This is a genomic window from Lactobacillus equicursoris DSM 19284 = JCM 14600 = CIP 110162 (genome assembly GCF_001434815.1).
GTDB classification, from domain to species: Bacteria; Bacillota; Bacilli; order Lactobacillales; family Lactobacillaceae; genus Lactobacillus; species Lactobacillus equicursoris.
The window spans coordinates 1-17,744 of record NZ_AZDU01000036.1 but is presented as its reverse complement, the minus strand read 5'-3'; the positions used below and the strand labels follow the sequence as shown (position 1 = coordinate 17,744).

At 46.7% G+C, this 17,744-nt stretch carries 14 protein-coding genes and 2 pseudogenes; 13 read left to right on the top strand and 3 right to left on the bottom strand.

What is annotated here, in order from left to right:
* The first annotated feature begins 891 nt into the window (after window positions 1–891).
* From FC20_RS07220 to FC20_RS07180, 9 genes and pseudogenes are all read left to right on the top strand, one after another.
* Window positions 892–2,508, top strand: a pseudogene (locus FC20_RS07220) (peptide ABC transporter substrate-binding protein).
* Between the two features lie 95 nt (window positions 2,509–2,603).
* Entirely contained in the window at window positions 2,604–2,843 is a 240-nt protein-coding gene (locus FC20_RS07215) for a hypothetical protein (protein ID WP_008460010.1), read from the top strand.
* 435 nt (window positions 2,844–3,278) lie between these two features.
* Window positions 3,279–4,163, top strand: a complete 885-nt coding sequence (locus tag FC20_RS07210) for a phosphate ABC transporter substrate-binding protein (protein WP_008460013.1) — start codon at window positions 3,279–3,281, stop codon at window positions 4,161–4,163.
* A gap of 17 nt (window positions 4,164–4,180) precedes the next feature.
* Window positions 4,181–5,089 carry a phosphate ABC transporter permease subunit PstC gene (gene pstC, locus FC20_RS07205; protein WP_008460015.1) on the top strand — a complete coding sequence of 303 codons (909 nt, stop codon included), beginning with the start codon at window positions 4,181–4,183 and terminating at the stop codon, window positions 5,087–5,089.
* On the top strand, window positions 5,089–5,964 hold the full coding sequence (pstA, locus tag FC20_RS07200) for a phosphate ABC transporter permease PstA (protein ID WP_008460017.1): 876 nt from the start codon (window positions 5,089–5,091) through the stop codon (window positions 5,962–5,964). Before pstC ends, pstA begins: the two co-directional genes overlap by 1 nt.
* A 3-nt stretch (window positions 5,965–5,967) precedes the next feature.
* Entirely contained in the window at window positions 5,968–6,723 is a 756-nt protein-coding gene (gene pstB / locus FC20_RS07195) for a phosphate ABC transporter ATP-binding protein PstB (protein ID WP_008460018.1), read from the top strand.
* Window positions 6,724–6,766: 43 nt separating this feature from the next.
* The gene (gene phoU, locus FC20_RS07190; protein WP_008460020.1) at window positions 6,767–7,408 is read left to right on the top strand and encodes a phosphate signaling complex protein PhoU; all 642 of its coding nucleotides are present in this window, start codon (window positions 6,767–6,769) and stop codon (window positions 7,406–7,408) included.
* A 110-nt stretch (window positions 7,409–7,518) separates the two neighbouring features.
* A complete protein-coding gene (locus tag FC20_RS07185; RefSeq protein ID WP_008460021.1) occupies window positions 7,519–8,196 on the top strand; it encodes a response regulator transcription factor in 678 nt (225 codons plus the stop codon).
* Window positions 8,196–9,842: a sensor histidine kinase gene (locus FC20_RS07180; RefSeq protein WP_008460023.1), complete on the top strand. Its 1,647-nt coding sequence runs from the start codon at window positions 8,196–8,198 to the stop codon at window positions 9,840–9,842. The genes FC20_RS07185 and FC20_RS07180 overlap by 1 nt, the downstream gene beginning before the upstream one ends.
* A gap of 53 nt (window positions 9,843–9,895) precedes the next feature.
* Here the strand turns inward: FC20_RS07180 and bsh are convergent, their stop codons facing one another.
* Window positions 9,896–10,870, bottom strand: coding sequence for a choloylglycine hydrolase (bsh, locus tag FC20_RS07175; RefSeq protein WP_008460025.1), 975 nt, complete (start codon window positions 10,868–10,870; stop codon window positions 9,896–9,898).
* Window positions 10,871–11,141: 271 nt separating this feature from the next.
* Here bsh and FC20_RS07170 point away from each other — a divergent pair.
* Together FC20_RS07170 and FC20_RS07165 are read left to right on the top strand one after the other, a co-directional pair.
* A pseudogene (locus FC20_RS07170) lies at window positions 11,142–11,842 on the top strand (ABC transporter ATP-binding protein).
* 9 nt (window positions 11,843–11,851) lie between these two features.
* Window positions 11,852–14,425: an ABC transporter permease gene (locus tag FC20_RS07165; RefSeq protein WP_056945358.1), complete on the top strand. Its 2,574-nt coding sequence runs from the start codon at window positions 11,852–11,854 to the stop codon at window positions 14,423–14,425.
* 510 nt (window positions 14,426–14,935) lie between these two features.
* On the opposite strand, the gene FC20_RS07160 is transcribed toward FC20_RS07165, so the two are convergent.
* On the bottom strand, window positions 14,936–15,598 hold the full coding sequence (locus tag FC20_RS07160) for an NUDIX hydrolase (RefSeq protein WP_236697647.1): 663 nt from the start codon (window positions 15,596–15,598) through the stop codon (window positions 14,936–14,938).
* Between the two features lie 80 nt (window positions 15,599–15,678).
* Between FC20_RS07160 and FC20_RS07155 the strand changes: the two genes are divergently transcribed.
* On the top strand, window positions 15,679–16,710 hold the full coding sequence (locus FC20_RS07155) for a glycoside hydrolase family 18 protein (RefSeq protein ID WP_008460043.1): 1,032 nt from the start codon (window positions 15,679–15,681) through the stop codon (window positions 16,708–16,710).
* 56 nt (window positions 16,711–16,766) lie between these two features.
* Here FC20_RS07155 and FC20_RS07150 read toward each other — a convergent pair whose 3' ends face one another.
* Entirely contained in the window at window positions 16,767–17,324 is a 558-nt protein-coding gene (locus FC20_RS07150) for an NUDIX hydrolase (protein WP_008460045.1), read from the bottom strand.
* Window positions 17,325–17,448: 124 nt separating this feature from the next.
* Between FC20_RS07150 and FC20_RS07145 the strand changes: the two genes are divergently transcribed.
* Complete coding sequence (locus tag FC20_RS07145; RefSeq protein ID WP_008460046.1) at window positions 17,449–17,640, top strand: hypothetical protein; 192 nt, start codon at window positions 17,449–17,451, stop codon at window positions 17,638–17,640.
* The last annotated feature ends 104 nt before the right edge of the window (window positions 17,641–17,744 follow it).

The window sequence follows — 17,744 nt, the reverse complement described above, 5'->3', positions numbered from 1 at the left end:
GACGTATCGGTTCGACCCCGATCACCGCTATAGGTAAACGACTCTTCGGAGTCGTTTTTTGTTTTACTTACAGGGAATACCCGAATGGATTGTTAGTTGCACAGAAGTTTATTCAAGTAAAAATATTGATGCTCAAAAATTGACTCAACTAGGGAAATGCGCTCACAAAAATTTACTCAAGTAAAAAATTTTTTCTCAATATCTTACCCAACTAGGGAAATGTGCTCTCAAAAATTTATTCAAGTAAAATAATTTTTTCTCAATATCTTACTCAACTAGGGAAATGCACTCACAAAAATTTACTCAAGTAAAAAATTTTTTCTCAATATCCTACTCAACTAGCCAAAAGCCTGCACAAAAGCTTACTCAAGTACCAATTTCTTTGCACAAAAGTCTACTCAAGCAACCAATTATTCCTGGTAGTTGAGTAATTTTTGGGCCAGGAGATGGCTTACTTGAGTAAGTTCTTGAGCAGCTTTTTTCAAAAATCGCAGCAGTTGAGTAAATTTTGGGAGGCTTTTACATTTACTTGAGTAAGTTTATGTGCAATCTCTTAGCTATTTCTAAGTTAAGCAACACTAATTGTCCAAAAAATCCTCCTTGCAAAGTAAGTAAAAAGTGTTAAGATATAGTGCATAAGAAATGTAAGAAAAGCGTATTTTATCTAATTATTCTTAGAAAAGGAGGCAAAAGCATGATTAATCTGACTGTTAATACAATCAGGCTTAACGGTGTCGCTGCAAGAGCAAACCGCGTCATGCTTTCGCTGTCTTTTTAGGTACATTTAGAATTAGCAATAATTTAACAGCACAGTATTAAGTACACCCGGTTTATCGGCGGCATCGTTAACTGAAGATTTTTTGTTATGCGTGTTAGCTAAGAGGTAATAAGATGAACAAGGGTAAAATTTTAATGACTGGTGCTGTTATTTTTATGTGCGGGAGCATGCTGGCAGCTTGCGGCAAGAGCCAAGGGGCGGCTGTTAAGCAGAACCTCAACTGGATGACCAGCGCTGAAATTATCACTATGGACCCGTCCAAGGTAACGGACGCCACGTCCTTCCAGCAAATTGAAAATACGACAGAAGGGCTCTACCAATTGGGCAAAGACAGCGTGCCGGTGAAGGGCTTAGCCAAGAAGACTACAGTAAGCAAAGACGGCTTAACTTGGACTTTTGATATTCGGAAGGGGACTAAGTGGTCAAACGGAGAAACTGTGACCGCCAAGGACTTCGTCTACTCCTGGAAGCGGACGGTCGATCCTAAGACTGCTAGCCAGTACAGCTACATTTTCTCCGGAATTAAGAATGCAGATAAGATTGTTGAGGGGAAAAAGAAGGCTGATACGCTGGGCGTAAAGGCCGTAGGCAATTACAAGCTGAAGGTCACTTTGGAACACAAGATTCCATACTTCAAGCTCTTAATGGCCTTCCCAGTCTTCTTCCCAGAAAACCAGACTGCCATCGAAAAATACGGGTCAAAGTACGGTACGTCATCAAAGACGACTGTTTATAACGGGCCGTTTGTCCAAAAGGGTTGGACTGGGTCAAATCTGTCTTGGACCATGGTTAAGAACAAGGACTACTGGAATGCTAAGGCTGTAAAACTCCAAACCATCCACTTTGCCGTTGAAAAATCACCATCTACAGCTTACAACCTTTACCAAGATGGCAAGCTAGACACGGCTAGTCTCAGCTCTCAGGCTTCCAAGAACCTGCAAAAGTCTCCTGAATATGTTGTAAGAAAGGCTAACGGGACCACTTACTTCCAATTTAACCTGAAGCAGAAGAAGTTCCAAAGCACCAAAATGCGTCAAGCAATCTCCATGGCCCTAGACAGAGACGCTTTGGCCAAGACCCTGGGCGGCGGCTACACGGGTTCAAAGAACTTTACGGCTGCCGGCATGACCAAGGTGAACGGGAAAGACTTTACCGACTTGTCCCAAACCAAGGAAAGCCTGCTGGTTACTGGTCACCACAAAAAGCTTGCCCAAAGCTACTTTAAGGAAGGTTTGAAGGAACTTGATTTAAAGAAGCTGTCATTCACGGTAATTACTGCGGATGATGATACGTCCAAGTCAATCGGTGAATACTTCCAAAGTGCCATGGAATCAACTTTTGGCAAGCAAATCGACGTCAAGGTGCAAAGCCTGCCAACCAAGTCTTAGTTTGCCAAGATGGACTCAGGCAACTTTGAAGCCACGATCAGCGGCTGGAATGCCGACTTTGCTGACCCAATTTCCTTCCTAGACTGCATGACATCAACTAATGGCTACAACTCTGGTAAGTGGACCAACAAGACTTACGACAAGCTGGTTGCCGAATCTAAGACCACTTCAGACAGCAGCCAGCGGATGAAGCTTCTTGAAAAGGCCGAAAACACCCTGTTAGTTGACCAAGGGATTACGCCACTGATCCAAACTGGCAGCGCCTGGATGCTGAAGAGCAAGGTGAAGGGGCTGATCTACAACGGTTCATACTACTTTGAACATGTCTACATTGAAAAGTAGGCTACTGCTACACATCAATTGTAGAAAGACACGTAAATTGGTATAATTAAGGTAATAAATAGGGGGAACTCCAATTAACGAAGGAGCAAAAGAAAATGAAAAACTCAAACTCACCAATTTACAATATCTGGATGGTTGTCCTCTTGATTGCGGCTTACGTGTGGCCAGTCTTTGGGCTGGCACCGGCGATCTACCTCTTTATCAAGCGTAAGGATGAGAATCTTGTTCCTTTAAAGAACTGGATCACACTTGCCCTGATCTGGCAAATCGTCTTGTGGCTGCTCTTGATCCTGATATTTGTTTTCTTCAGTGCCGTTGCGGTCAACCGCGGCTAAGCGGGATGGCTGTTTAATCACATTATATTGCTCAAAAGCCAGTGCTTTGCACTGGCTTTTTGCTTACTTTAGCTAAAAGCATAACAATATCGCTATTTATGATTTCAAATAGAATGAATCGGTTACATAAAAAGGCACTATAGTTATTCTCACATAAATTTAACATAAGTACCAGGATTGCTTATTGTTAAGTGAATGTAAAACTGCTCCAGTACCGATGTAACCGCTACATTCTATGGAATGTTAAGCTACTGTAAACTAAGAAAAATAACGTTAAAATATTAAGCGATTTTCGGAAAATAGTAAAGATTTCTTCAAACTCAGGGCAGTATTTAAACAAAGTTAAGTATTTTACTTTGATTTAACATTTCTCCCTGAATGTATTTAACCTCCATTAATTACTATTTACTTAGTAAGAATTCAAGGAGGATAATTATGTCAGGCAAGAAAACTAGAGTAGTGGTTATCGCACTTGCTCTACTGGCTATAGTCGTAGGCTGCGTCATTGGCAGTTCAAAGGCAGACACTAAGGGTGTCTCTGGGACTGTTAACGCTGCTGGGTCTTCAGCCCTGTTGCCGCTAGTCCAAAGTGCAGCTAAAACATTTATGGATGAGAACCCAGACAGCGTGGTTAACGCCAACGGTGGTGGGTCCGGTCAAGGTTTACAACAAGTATCAGATGGGACAATCGATATTGGTGACTCTGATGTTTACGCAGAAGAAAAATTAGATAAAAAATCAGCATCTAAACTGGTTGACCACCAAATCGCCATCACTGCGATTGCGCCAATCGTTAACAAGGACGCCGGGATTAAGAGTTTGACCACCCAACAATTGATTGACGTCTTCACTGGTAAGGTTACTAACTGGAAGCAAGTTGGCGGCAACGACGTGAAGATCGTCCTGGTTTCCCGTCCAGCTTCATCAGGTACCCGGGTAACTTTTGAACAATACGCCCTAAAGAAGACGGTTAGTCGTTCCAACCAATCCCTGGAAACTGACGACTCTGGTACTTTGATTCAAATGATCCAAAGTGTTGAAGGTGCTGTTGGTTACGTAGCTTTGTCATACTTAACTGGTAAGCCAAACGTAACTGCTGTTGCCATCAATGGGGTTAAGCCAACTCTGCAAAATGTCTACAACGGCAGTTACAAGGTTTGGACTTACGAGCACATGTACACCAAGGGTCAACCTAAGAAGACTGCTGTTAAGGCCTTTTTGAAGAAAATGATGAGTAAGGATTACGAATCAAAGATTGAAGGCATGGGCTACGGTGTTGCTTCTAAGCTTTCAGACAAGGCTAAGAAAGAGCACAAGTAGAAGGGGAGTAATTTTTCATGGACAAGGTAGTTCAAAAAGCCATCGCCAGTGATAAACGCTGGCGGGCCGTATATATTGCTTGCGGGCTCTTGATTGTTGCTTTGACGCTTTTGATGGGAGCATTCCTCCTTTACCAAGGCAGTCAAACCTTTATCAAGGCTCACCACAGCATCTGGGAATTCCTGTTTACCAGTGACTGGGCACCGCTTGACAAGACTGGTCTGTTTGGCGGGAAAGTCGGTGCGGCTGTCTACATCGTTGGGTCACTTGAAACCTGTTTGTTGGCCTTAATCATCTGCTTACCATTTGCCATCGGCTCAGCAGTTTACATGACGGAAATTTCACCAAAGATCGGTGAAAAGTACTTCCGTCCAGCCACTGAAATCTACGTTTCCATTCCATCCGTTGTTTATGGTTGGTTTGGGATGACCAAACTGGTTCCATTAATCAAGAACATCTTCCATCCAGCCATGGGTGGGTACTCAGTCTTGGCCGCTTCCATCGTTTTGGCCATCATGATCTTCCCAACCATTACCACGGTTTCTGCTGACGCCATCAAGTCAGTGCCAATGAGCTACCGGGAAGGTGCCTACGGTTTAGGGGCAACCCGCTGGCAAGTTATCGGCAAGGTTGTTTTGCCAGCCGCTTCTGGCGGTATCTTAACTGGGATCATCCTGGGCCTAGCCAGAGCGATCGGTGAAGCCTTAGCTGTATCTATGGTTATCGGTAAGACTCGTTCATTCGCCTCAAACCTGTTGTCACCAACCAGCAACTTGACTAGTGCCATTGCTGCCGACATGGGTAACACGGCCCAAGGCGGGGAATACAACTTGGCTTTGTGGACCATGGCGCTTCTCTTGTTCATCATCTCAATCGTCTTGATCGTGCTTATTCACAAACTGGCTAATGGAAAGAAGGATAAATAATGAGCCGTGCTAAGAAAAAAGATCGGTTTATGACTGGCGTCTTCTACGCCATCGGCTGGATCATGCTAGCATTCTTGCTGTACTTGACATTCACCATCATTTTTGATGGTATTAAAGGATTCAGCCCAGACTTCTTAGGAGCTGCCGGCAACGGGATCTTTAACCAATTCTTTAACACCATTTACTTAGTTTTCCTTTCACTGCTGGTCTCTGTCCCAATCGGGATCGGCGCTGGGGTTTACCTGGCTGAATACGCCAAGGAAGGCAAGTTCTTGTCCATGGTGGAAGTAAGTATTGAATCACTTTCTTCCTTGCCATCCATCGTTATTGGTTTGTTCGGCTACTTGGTCTTCATTATGTGGACGGGGATGAGCTGGAACATCGTAGCTGGTGCCTTAACCATCTCAATTCTTTCAATCCCATTAATTACTACTGAAACTAACAACGCGATTCGCTCTTTGCCAATCGAATACAAGGAAGGTTCTCTGGGCCTGGGTGCAACCAAGTCAGAAACCATCAGAAAAGTTTTGATTCCAGCCGCCATGCCACAAATCCTGACTGGGGTGATCATGGCTGCAGGGCGTGGGTTTGGTGAAGCCGCTGCCTTGCTTTACACTTCTGGTCAATCCACTTACGTTAACTGGCATAACTTCTGGAAGATTACCTCTCCAACCTCACCTTTAAACCCATTCAGAAGTGGTGAAACTTTATCACTCCACATCTGGGTTATGAGAACTGAAGGGGCTTTGAACCCAAAGGCAACCGAAATTGCCAACTTTACCTCAGCTGTCTTAGTTATACTCGCACTGCTCTTTACTTTAGTTACCCGCCGCATTTCAGACAAGATGCGTAAGCGCAATAACGGAGGAAAATAAATAATGGAAGACAAGATTACTATCGAAAACCTGAACCTTTACTACAGCGATTTTCACGCTTTGCATGATGTAAACATGCACATCCAAAAGAACGAAATTACCGCCTTCATCGGGCCATCTGGTTGTGGTAAGTCAACTTTGCTTCGCTGCTTGAACCGGATGAATGACCTTGTTGAAGGCTGCCGGATTGAAGGCTCAGTTAAGTTAGATGGTACCGACATTTACGGCGGCGACTTGGATGTCACTGTTTTAAGGCAAAGAGTCGGCATGGTCTTTCAAAGACCAAACCCATTCCCAATGAGCGTTTATGATAACGTTGCTTACGGTCCTAAGATCCACGGCGTTACTGACAAGCAAGAACTTGACGAAATCGTTGAAACCTCTTTGAAGCAAGCTGCTATTTGGGACGACTTGAAGGACCGTTTGAACAAGTCAGCCTTGGGCCTGTCTGGTGGTCAACAACAACGTCTTTGCATCGCCCGTGCCTTGGCCGTTAAGCCAGAAGTCTTGCTGATGGATGAACCAACCAGTGCCCTTGACCCAATCTCTACTTCTAAGATCGAAGAATTGGCTTTACAATTAAAGAAGGATTACACCATCGTAATCGTTACCCACAACATGCAACAAGCGGTCAGAATTTCTGACAAGACTGGCTTCTTCTTGTTAGGTGATCTGGTAGAATTTGGTGAAACCGACCAACTCTTCTCCATGCCTAAGGATGAAAGAACTGAAAGATACATTACTGGTCGTTTTGGTTAAAGACCAGTAATGATGATCAGTTAGTTTTAGAAAGGTAGAAAAAATGACAAGAACAAGATTCGATAAAGAACTTGACAACTTGCAAAAGTCTATGGAAGACATCGGCAAGTTGTGTAAGGAAGCCATTTTAGAAGCAACCGACACCTTATTTACTGGCGACTACCATGAAGCAGAAGATTCAGTCAACCTGCACCGCCGCATCCACAAGAGCGAACGGGAAATTGAAGACAGCTGCTTGCGCCTTTTGATGGAGCAACAACCAGTTGCCTCTGACCTCCGGGTCATCAGCTCCTCTTTGAAGGCTGTTTACGACCTGGAAAGAATTGGGGAAATTGCCGCTGACATTGCTGAACTCGTTTTGAATGAACACCTGTCAATTGCCAATGACCAATTGAACCTTAAGTCCATGGTCCAAACCTCAACCAGCATGGTTGACGATGCCGTTACTGCCTTGTCCACCAAGAACCTGGATTTGGCCCAAGCCGTTATTGACCGCGACGACATTGTCGATGATGACTTTGATGATGCCAAAAAGGTTTTGATCAACAACTTCAGCAAGGATGGCAATCCAGAATACCTGATCAACCTGATGATGGTTGCCAAGTACTTGGAAAAGATCGGTGACCACGCAGTCAACGTTGCCAAATGGACCAAGTTCGTGACGACTGGCAAGGCCGGAAGATAAGTCTTGGAAAGTTTGCTAAATTAATATTCTTCCTGATCTATCTGCATAGCAAATCTTTCTAAGCTATAATTAGAGTAGCTATTTGCAGATAGATTAGGGAGAATTTTTTTATGACTGAAATCTGGTGTGTGGAAGATGACGAGAGCATTCGCGAAATCGAAATGTATACTCTCGAATCAATGAATTTCAAGGTCCGCGGCTTTGAAGACGGGACGACTTTTTTCAAGGCCTTGAGCGAAAAGCACCCGGACTTGGTGATCCTGGACTTGATGCTGCCAGATGAAGATGGGAGCGACATTTTGAAAAAGCTTCGGAGCAACTCATCAACTGAAGAATTGCCGGTGATCATTGCCAGCGCCAAGACTGCTGAATATGACAAGGTGAAGAACCTTGATTCTGGGGCAGACGACTACCTGACTAAGCCTTTTGGCATGATGGAAATGGTGTCCCGGGTCAAGGCAGTTTTAAGGCGAACCAACCATAAGAAAGAAGACAAGATCGAGAAAGACGGGATCAAGATTCTGCTCAAGCGGCATGAGGTTTATGTCAATGGCCAGGAAATCGAACTGACCTTGAAGGAGTACGGCCTTTTGAAGCTCTTGATCACCCACCCAGGGACCGTTTTTTCTCGAGAAGAAATTATGGATCAAATTTGGGAAACTGGTTTTTACGGCGAAACGCGCACGGTTGACGTTCACGTGAGAACCTTGAGACAAAAATTGGGTGAGGCTGGTAGCCATATCGAAACGGTGCGCGGGGTCGGTTATCGCTACCATGAAGGGAATTAATGTTTAAAAAAATATTTCGGGCAGTCTTTTTATCAACGGCAGTGATGCTGGTCTGCTCGGTGGTTTTGAGCGCGATTTTTTTAGGGATTGACTATGACCATAACGAAGTCAATGCCCTGGCTTCCCAAGCCGACTTAGCGGCCAGCGGGGTCAACAATGGTGGACGGAAGTACTTGACCCAGCTCAAGGGAGAAAACTACCGGATCACTTGGATCAACTCTAAGGGCAAGGTCCTCTACGATAATGAGGAAAACCCGGCAAAGATGGGTAACCACTCCAAGCGCAAGGAAGTGGCTGAGGCCATGAAGACGGGCGAAGGACAAAGCGAGCGCTACAGTACCACCTTGTCGACTGTCACCATGTACTATGCTAAAAAACTAAAAGATGGCGGCGTGATCCGGGTGGCGGTCACGCGGAATTCCATTTGGCAGACCATCTTGCAGCTAGTTACGCCAATGCTGATCATCCTGCTTTTGGCGGTTGTTGCTTCCTGGTTTGTGGCTAAGAAGATTTCCCAATCGATTGTTAAGCCGCTGAACCAGCTAGATTTAGATCAGCCGCTTGAAAGCAAGAGCTACGAGGAAATCAAGCCGCTACTGACTCGTTTGGACAGCCAAAACAAGCAGATTGCTGACCAGATGGAGCAGCTCCACCACCGGGAGAAGGAATTCAAGACCGTTACTGACGCGATGCAGGAAGGCTTGATCTTGATTGACCTAGACAACAAAGTTCTGCTGTCTAATCCAGCTGTGGTATCCTTGCTTGGCTCTAAGTCCAGCGAAGTCCTGCCAAACGACGTGAAAAAGATTATTGACCAAGACAAGCGCAATGTCCATACCGAAGGGATCGTGGAAAGAGAAGGGCGCAATATCGAGATTAGCGCCAGTCCAATTTTTTCAAGAGGGGTTCTCAAGGGGACGTCCATCTTGGTTATTGATGTGACTGAGGAATACCGGGAAGAACAGGTGCGCCGAGAATTTACGGCCAACGTGTCGCATGAACTAAAGACGCCGCTTCAATCCATCATGGGGTCGGCGGAACTTTTGGAAAACAACCTGGTCAAAGAAGAAGACCGGAAGTCCTTTTACCAGAAGATTCATGAGTCTTCAGCCCAGCTGTTGACCTTAATTGACGACATCATCCGCTTGTCTCACCTGGATGAAAATCCGGAATTTGAGGAAGTGCGGATGAACCTGAAGAGTCCAGTGACAGAAGCCATCGAGGCCTTGCAAGCATCAGCTGACAAACATGATGTGGAATTAAAGGCAGCCTTGGCAGATACGGAAATCAAGGCTAACTTCCGCTTGGTTTATGAAATTGCCTATAACCTGATTGACAATGCCATCCGCTACAACAACCCTGGTGGCCAGGTCAAGATCGCGGTCAAAGAAGTCCGGGGACAAGCCGTTTTACGGGTCTCTGACACCGGGATTGGGATTCCAATTGAAGCCCAAACGCGGATCTTTGAACGCTTCTACCGGGTTGACAAGTCCCATAGCCGGAAGACTGGCGGGACAGGGCTTGGTTTGTCCATTGTCAAGCACGCAGTCCAGCAGTGCCACGGGACCATTCGCCTGGAAAGTGAACTGGGCAAGGGCTCAACCTTTACGGTGGTCTTCCCTGCTTTAAAGCATGAAGACCAATAAAAAATGCTCGGCTTTGGCCGAGCATTTTTGCTGTTTAGGTATTATTTTTTACATTAATTATCCAAGTGGATCTGCAGCTGTCTTTGAAGCGGATAAACGGACAATTCACTACTATCCAAATCCGTCTTGTGCATGTCGATGGCGTGGATGTCGGAATTTTCGTAGGTGGTGTAGTAGTAGATTCCCTTTTCTTGGTTCATGCAAGAGGAATAAATGGTGTATTCGTACTTGCCTGGGGTTACTTCACACAGGCCCTTGACCTGCTCAACTGAGTAGAGGATCTTCAAAAATTGGTTGACGGAGCTGACTTCGTCGCTCTCACCTTGGCTGTTAAATTTGGTGAAGACGCAGCGGATAAAGCGGGACTTGCTAGACAAGTCGCCTGGCAGACCCAGGCCGCCCATGCCGCGGGAATATTCGTCTAATTCTACACCTGGACCAAAGGTGTGTTCCTTGTGGTGGGCAGAGAGGGCAAAGTAGTCGTTTAGGGCAAACTTCATGATTGGGAATGGCGGGTTGTTGGTCATGACCCCAACCGGGTTGTCATAAACATGCAAGCCGTCTTTCATGGATTCAACGACGATAGCGCCGGTCTTGTCGGCGATCATCCAGTGCAGGGTTGAGAGCGGGAAGTCTTTAGAAAAAGCCTCGTTTGAAATAGAGATCTCGCTTAATTCCTTTTTAGCCTCAGCTAGGTCTTGGCAAGTGCCCAGAATGTAAGGGATCAGCTCAAAAGAGGTGATGTTCTTTTTCCCTTCTTGGTCGTCAAAGTAGTAGGCGTTGCCTTCAAAGTTGAGGCCAGCCATCGCCAAGCCCTTTTCGTTGACGGCATCATAGTAAAGGGGATAGTTGCCCGCGACCGTGGACATGCCGATGATGGCGTAGTGGGTGGACAAGTCATCGACCTTCCGCATTGGGAAAACGTAATTGCGCGGCGTAACCGTCACGGTTTCATTGTAGGAAAAATCTAAGTCTAAGTTGCGGCCAAAGTAGTGGTCCGCAGTGTGATAGGTAATTGCTGTACACATAAAAGTTTTACCTCCTTACAATTTGTATTATAGGTTCCTGCTCAAAAAGTTCAAGTCTTAAAAAATAGGAAAAAACTGCTACACTTATTTTTAGATAGTTAACAAATTTACTGAGAAAGAAGTGGGTGCCTTGGCCAAGTCCCTGGTTGAGCCAGCGGCGGAGGAAATTGTTAAACTGTAAGCATTTTCGTGTTTTTTCCCTAAAAATTGGCTATGATTAAGGTAGATAAATTGCGAGTTATTTACTTTAGAAAAACGGCAGGTGGGGAAAATGGCCTATATCGATGTGAAAAAATTGACCAAAAGCTACCAAATGGGGGCCAATACCATTTACGCCAACCAGGATCTGACTTTTGCGATCAATGAGGGCGAATTGGTGATTATCTTGGGGGCATCCGGTGCCGGCAAGTCGACTTTTTTAAACCTTTTAGGCGGGATGGACCAGGCGGATTCTGGCCAGTTGGTCGTTGACGGAACGGACTTGGTCAATTTGAGTGAGTATCAGAAAACCGAATATCGGCGAAAAGACGTTGGCTTCGTTTTCAGTTTTACAACCTGATACCCAACCTAACGGCCAAGGAAAACGTGGAGCTGGCCGTAGAGATTGCGGGTAGTCATTTGGATGCAGGAGACGTCTTAACCAGCGTGGGCTTAAAAAACCGGATCGACAACTTCCCTGTACAATTGTCGGGTGGCGAGCAGCAGCGGGTGGCCATTGCCCGGGCGGTAGCCAAGCAGCCAAAACTCCTCTTGTGCGATGAGCCAACGGGGGCGCTAGACTATGAAACGGGCAAGCAGGTCTTGCTTTTACTCCAGGACATGGCACGGAAGAAGGGGACGACGGTCGTGATCGTGACCCACAACGCGGCGCTGGCCCCAATTGGCGACCGGGTGATCCACTTAAGGGATGCCAAGGTGGAAAAAGTGGAATTGAACCCGCATCCCCAAGACATCCAGACGCTAGAATACTAGGTGATCCAAATGAAGCTGAAGAAGTATTGGAAGACGGTCTTTTTGGCCATGACCGGGTCGCCGGGCCGCTTTTGGTCCATTGTTTGTCTGCTAGCTTTAGGCAGTGCCACTTTGTTTGGCCTCAAGGTCACGGGGCCCAACCTGGAGAGTGCCGGGCAGCAGGTGGTCCAAAAGCAAAAAATGGCAGACTTTCAAGTCGTGTCGAATTTGGGCTTTTCCAAGAGCGACCAAATTGAACTAAAGGGGCAAAAGGGCGTAACGGCCGACTTTGCCTATGAGGAAGAGGGAACTTTGGGGAATAAGGCGATCAGACTTTTTTCCCTGCCAAAAATCTCAAAACCCATCCTGGTCAAGGGGACTCTGCCCAAAAAGAATAATGAGGTGGCCCTTAGCGCCAACTTGCAAAAGCAGTACAGGCTTGGGCAGAAAATTACCATCTCCATGGACAAGAGCAGTCAACTGAAAAGCAAAACTGGCAAAGTGACGGTCACCGCCTTTGTTCAAAATCCCGAATTTTGGGCCAACAACCTGCTGGGGACCAGCACCAAGGGGACTGGGACCCTTGAGGCCTACGCCTACCTGCCGAAAACGGCTTTTTCTGGCGATTACACGGTTGCACGGATTCGCTACCGCAATTTAGCCAAGTACTCTTTTGCCAGTTCCGCTTATCAAAAAGCCATCAAGACCCGGCAACAGAAGCTAACGACCTTGCTTGCGGATAATGGAAAAAAGCGGCGCAGGGAGCTGGTTAGTGTGGCTAATAAAAAGCTTCAGGCCAGTCAAAAGCAGCTTGACCAGCAAAGCAGCCAATTAAAGCTGGCTAAAATGGCTGGTCAAGACGTGACAGCTGCAGAAGCCAAACTTCAGGCTGCTCAAAAAGAACTTAATAGGCAGAAGAAAGAGATAACTTCACTCCCGCAAGGGACTTACTCTCTCTACACTCGGTCGACCTGGCCGGGCGGGGACGGCTACAGTTCTTACAAAAACGAAGTTAATGCCGTGAAGGCAGTGGCCAATGTCTTCCCGATTATTTTTTACCTGGTGGCGGCGCTCGTCGTCTTCACCACCAGGACCCGCTTTGTTGACGAGGAGCGGCAGAATTCGGGTTTGCTGCGGGCCTTGGGCTACAGCAAAAAGACCGTAATGGGCAAGTTCGTGATCTACGGCCTGGTGACCAGTATCCTAGGCAGCGCAATTGGCGTTATCCTCGGCAACTACCTGATCGCCCCGGTCGTCAACAAGATTTGCGTGCGGGGGATGATCATCCAAAAAGTGGTGCTCGGCGTCTATCCAGGCTATCTGGTTTTGATTCTGCTTGCGGCCTTGCTTGCCGCGGTTTGGCCCAGCTTCTGGGTGGCCAGACGGGATCTGAAAGATGTCCCCGCAAGCCTGCTTTTGCCCAAACCGCCAGCTGCGGGCTCTAAGATTCTGCTTGAAAAAATCACTTTTGTCTGGAACTACCTGTCTTTCCAAGGCAAGGTGACGGCGCGGAATATTTTCCGCTACAAGCAGCGGATGCTGATGACCATTTTTGGCGTGGCGGGATCGGTCGCCTTGCTTTTTACGGGTCTGGGCATCCGGTCGGCGATTTCCGGTATTGTGAACCGGCAGTATCAGGAGATTTTTTCCTATGATTTACTGGCTGTTGAGAAAACTGGATTTAGCTCCAAGGCAAAGAAAAAGCTGGAGCAAAAGGTCAACCAGCTGGGGCAAAGCGAGTGGATCTACTATGAGACCAGTGATAACTTCGTCAAAGGCAGCAGTGAATCGCAGACAATATCCCTGATCGTGCCACAAAAAGCCCTTAAGCTGATCAACCTGGATAACCGGAAATCTGGTAAGAAGATTGCCTTGCCCAAAACAGGTGCGGTAATTTCGGAAAAATTGGCTAAGCTGGCCGGGGTTAAGGTCGGGGACATGTTGTCCGTTAACCTGGCTGGCCAAAAGCGGCAAGTCAAGGTACGCGCCATCTGCGAGATGTACGCTGGCCACTACCTCTTCATGTCGAAGACGGCTTTTGAAAAAGCGACTGGCAAGAAGTACGAGACTAATAGTGCCCTGGTCAAGCTGAAAGGTGCTAAAATAGCGGCAAGCAGTAAGGCACTGCTGAAATTGTCCGCTACGCAAGCCGTGATCCAAAACCAGGCAATGATCACCAACCTCAAGCAGACAGTTAATTCTCTCCAGACGGTGATGATTATTCTGCTGATTCTATCGATCCAGCTGGCTGTTGTCATCCTCTACAACCTGACCAACATCAACGTGTCTGAGCGGGTGCGGGAACTGTCAACCATCAAGGTTTTAGGCCTGCACAATCACGAAGTGACCAACTACATTTACCGGGAAACGGCGGTTTTGTCCATTATCGGAATTTTTGCTGGGCTGCTTTTAGGCAGAATTATGGACCTGAAAATCCTGGAAATGATGGCGGCCGACGCGGTGATGTTTGATCCAGCGGCACCCTGGTTCGTGTACCTGGCGCCTTTTGCCGAGATCATCATTATCTTGGGGATCTTGTGGATGGTCGTTGACAAAAAGCTGTCCAAGATCGATATGCTGGGAGCTTTGAAAGCGGTCGATTAACATTTTACCTATATTTAATCTAAGGAATAAAAGCAATTTAACATCCTAAACTTATGCTAATAAGTGAAGGAGGAAAAGGGCATGACTCGCATTAGATTATGTAAGCCGGCGAACCCAAAGTTAAGCTACTGGAGCGTTATTGCCTTCATGATCTTAGGCATCATCGCTACTGCCTTCTTAGGCCTGCAGGCGTAGGAAATTATCTACCGTATCACTTTCTCAGTACTCAAGAACTCTATAACTCTATAACTCATCATAAAACTCAAAGTAATAAGCCATGGCAATAGGTGCCATGGCTTATTTGTGTGTATACTTAATTAAAAAGCCGCTGAGAACTTTGAAAGAGTTTAACGGTTCTGTAAGGAGTTCTTGTTCTAGCAAGAGCTCCTTTTCTTTTTATTATAATGTAATTTTATAACGGAATTTGAGCTTTGTAGAAAGTTTCAAGTGATTTACAATAATCTGCAAATTTTAAAAATGTAAATGTCTTGTAATACTTCTTTGCTACAATTACTTCCAGAGGTCGCTGACAAAGTAGGTTAGCGCCGTCCAAGTCACTAGCGGCAAGTAGTGGCCATAGTCATCCCTGCCGTTTTTCAGGAGCCTTTTAGCCTCAGCTTGATCAACCAGCTTGAAGTCGCCAAAAAGCTCGGTGCCTTCAGCCCCGTTGTGGTTGAGCTCAGACAAATCGTCCACATGGACCACGGCCTTGACCAGGGCGTTGCTCTCATCGCTGAAGCCGGTCGCGGTAAAGACCAGGTGCGAGAGGACCTCCATTTGGTCCGTGTCCTTCACGGTCAAGCCGGTCTCCTCCTTGATTTCCCGCTTCATAGCGTCCAGAATCGGATTTTCCTTTTTCAAATCGGCGGGGTCGATCAAGCCTGCCGGCAGGCCCAACATGTAAGAGCCAGTCGGGTAGCGGTATTCGTAAAAGAGCAAGAGCTTGTCTGCTTGGCCTTGTTCCTTGACGATGACAAAAGCCGTTGCGGCGTCGGGAAGCTCCTTGCCTAATTTGTCCTTGTCCATGTAGGCAAAAAGGGTATCCGGCTTTCTGCGCGAGGCGTCATAGTAGTGGACGCCGTTTTCATAGGCCAGGTCGTAGAGATTCAAAAATTTGGTAGATGCCAAAGCCTTGCTTTGGTCACGGTTAAGCTTAGGTTCTTTCAACTGCATTGCCTCCTTATATCTACTTTAATTTTACTTCAAATTAGCAGAAAAAGATTTTTTATAAGCAAAAGATGAATGGAAAAGTAATGAAAAAAGCAAAGAGTATTGAAATCATGGCCTTAGCCGCGCTTCTTCTTGGGGGGTGCGGGCAAAACCCGACCAAAACGAGTAAAAAGGCGACGACCAAAACCACCCAGACCAAGCAAAAGGCGACTGGCGCCTTGGCCAAGCTGAGCGCGGGGCGGGATTTGCTATATTGGACGGTCTACTGGGATATCGACAATCCTTGGAAGACGATCAAAAAGGAGGCCAGCAATATTGAAGCGATCGGCAACTTTGCGGCGCTTTATGATGAAACCAATAACAACAAGCTTTTTCTCGCCGACGGGTCCAAGACCCTGGACAAGCGGATGGAAAGTAACAGCCAAACCAAGCAGATCGATCGCTACATGACCGTGGTTAACGACACTAAGACCAGTGACAAGAGCACGGACCTGGTTGAGAGCCTGATCGGGACTAAGGCTAAGGCGCAGAAACACGCTAAAGAAATCGTGGCTCTGGCCAAGAAGAATGATTTTAACGGCATCGAGATTGACTACGAGCAAATCCGCGACAACACCAGCTTGTGGAAGGAATTTATTGCTTTTGAAAAATACCTCTACAAACTTTGTAAGCAAGACAAGCTGAAGCTGCGGATCATCCTGGAACCTTCGACGCCGGTGTCTAAGATTAGCCTGCCTAAGGGGCCAGAATACGTGGTTATGTGCTACAACCTATACGGCTACGGCACTGAGCCTGGCCCCAAGGCCAACTATAAGTTTTTGAAAAAGACTGCCAAGGATTTTGAAAAGCTGGGCAATGTTTCATACGCCTTGTCAAATGGCGGCTTTGACTTCGACGGCGACACGGTCATTTCCGTAACGACTAGCGACATTAACAAGCTTTTGAAAAAATACAAGAAGACGCCTAAGCGCGACTCAAAGAGCGGGGCGCTCTACTTCACTTACGGTACTCACACCGTTTGGTATGCGGATCACACGACCCTGCTCAAGTGGGCGCAGTGCCTGGACAAGGCGACCGGCCACAAGGTCGGCATCAGCGTTTGGCGGATGGAATAAGAAAAAGCGAAGACGAATGTCTTCGCTTTTTAGTTTGGGTTACTAAAAGTCTGGCGCTACTTGTCAGCCAGGTAGCCGCGGAGCAGCTTTAGCCCGCCAACCGGCGTGCAGAAGGCGGAATCGTTGCTGGTCGCTTTTTTCCAGACATCATCCAGGTCAAACCAAGCCACGCCTGAAACTTCTTCTTCCTGCAAGACGAGGTCTGCGATGTCAACCGGCTTGTCGTAAACGTGGACGAAGGCAACTTCCCGGTTATGGAATTCGCTGCCGTGGAAGACTTCGTCGTAGTTATTATGGAAGGTTCCGATAAAAGTAAAATCGCCAGGCGCCGCATGGATGCCCAATTCTTCGCCAAGTTCACGGATAATCGTTTCAAGTGGCTCATCGCCGGCGTCAATGTGGCCAGCCGACGAAGTGTCATAGCATCCCGGGTAGGAGTCCTTAATGTCCGACCGCTTTTGGAGCAGGACTTCCCAGTCGCTTTCCGTGTTGCTTTTTCTCACAATCCAAACTGAAGCCGTCCGGTGCCACACGCCGTCTCTGTGCGCTTCTTCTCTTTCAACGGTTCGGCCGAGCGGCTTGCCCGTTTCGTCAACAACGTCTAAAATTTCCATTTTTTGCCTCACAATCTATGTAACCAGTGTAACACGACCTGCAAATTTAAACATTTTTCTCTGTTGAAAAAATAATGAATGCGCTATAATAGAGGTGGAGATAGAAACTTCACCGGAGGCGATTATGATGTTACGCAATGAACGTGGAGAAAGAATCTTGATGAGAATGCCAGTGAAGGGTGACATGGCTTTGACTTTGTCAAAGAGACACAGTGATGAGCATGAATTGCCAATTCACCATCACCACCACCATGTACACCGCAAGCTCTTGGCATTAGCTGGTTTGGCACTGATTTGCCACCACTTGAAAGATTAGGAGTATTTAAAAGATGATCTGCAGGGATGCAGATCATTTTTTGTTAGATGGGGACCTACTATATAAGGCATGGGATTCCCCCAAGCTTAGTTAGCCAGGCCGAT

Excerpts from the sequence above, each read along its gene's own strand:
- FC20_RS07215 (WP_008460010.1), top strand. The coding sequence starts at position 2,604 with ATGAAAAACTCAAACTCACCAATTTACAATATCTGGATGGTTGTCCTC.
- FC20_RS07210 (WP_008460013.1), top strand. The coding sequence starts at position 3,279 with ATGTCAGGCAAGAAAACTAGAGTAGTGGTTATCGCACTTGCTCTACTG.
- pstC (WP_008460015.1), top strand. The coding sequence starts at position 4,181 with ATGGACAAGGTAGTTCAAAAAGCCATCGCCAGTGATAAACGCTGGCGG.
- pstA (WP_008460017.1), top strand. The coding sequence starts at position 5,089 with ATGAGCCGTGCTAAGAAAAAAGATCGGTTTATGACTGGCGTCTTCTAC.
- pstB (WP_008460018.1), top strand. The coding sequence starts at position 5,968 with ATGGAAGACAAGATTACTATCGAAAACCTGAACCTTTACTACAGCGAT.
- phoU (WP_008460020.1), top strand. The coding sequence starts at position 6,767 with ATGACAAGAACAAGATTCGATAAAGAACTTGACAACTTGCAAAAGTCT.
- FC20_RS07185 (WP_008460021.1), top strand. The coding sequence starts at position 7,519 with ATGACTGAAATCTGGTGTGTGGAAGATGACGAGAGCATTCGCGAAATC.
- FC20_RS07180 (WP_008460023.1), top strand. The coding sequence starts at position 8,196 with ATGTTTAAAAAAATATTTCGGGCAGTCTTTTTATCAACGGCAGTGATG.
- bsh (WP_008460025.1), bottom strand. The coding sequence starts at position 10,870 with ATGTGTACAGCAATTACCTATCACACTGCGGACCACTACTTTGGCCGC.
- FC20_RS07165 (WP_056945358.1), top strand. The coding sequence starts at position 11,852 with ATGAAGCTGAAGAAGTATTGGAAGACGGTCTTTTTGGCCATGACCGGG.
- FC20_RS07160 (WP_236697647.1), bottom strand. The coding sequence starts at position 15,598 with ATGCAGTTGAAAGAACCTAAGCTTAACCGTGACCAAAGCAAGGCTTTG.
- FC20_RS07155 (WP_008460043.1), top strand. The coding sequence starts at position 15,679 with ATGAAAAAAGCAAAGAGTATTGAAATCATGGCCTTAGCCGCGCTTCTT.
- FC20_RS07150 (WP_008460045.1), bottom strand. The coding sequence starts at position 17,324 with ATGGAAATTTTAGACGTTGTTGACGAAACGGGCAAGCCGCTCGGCCGA.
- FC20_RS07145 (WP_008460046.1), top strand. The coding sequence starts at position 17,449 with ATGATGTTACGCAATGAACGTGGAGAAAGAATCTTGATGAGAATGCCA.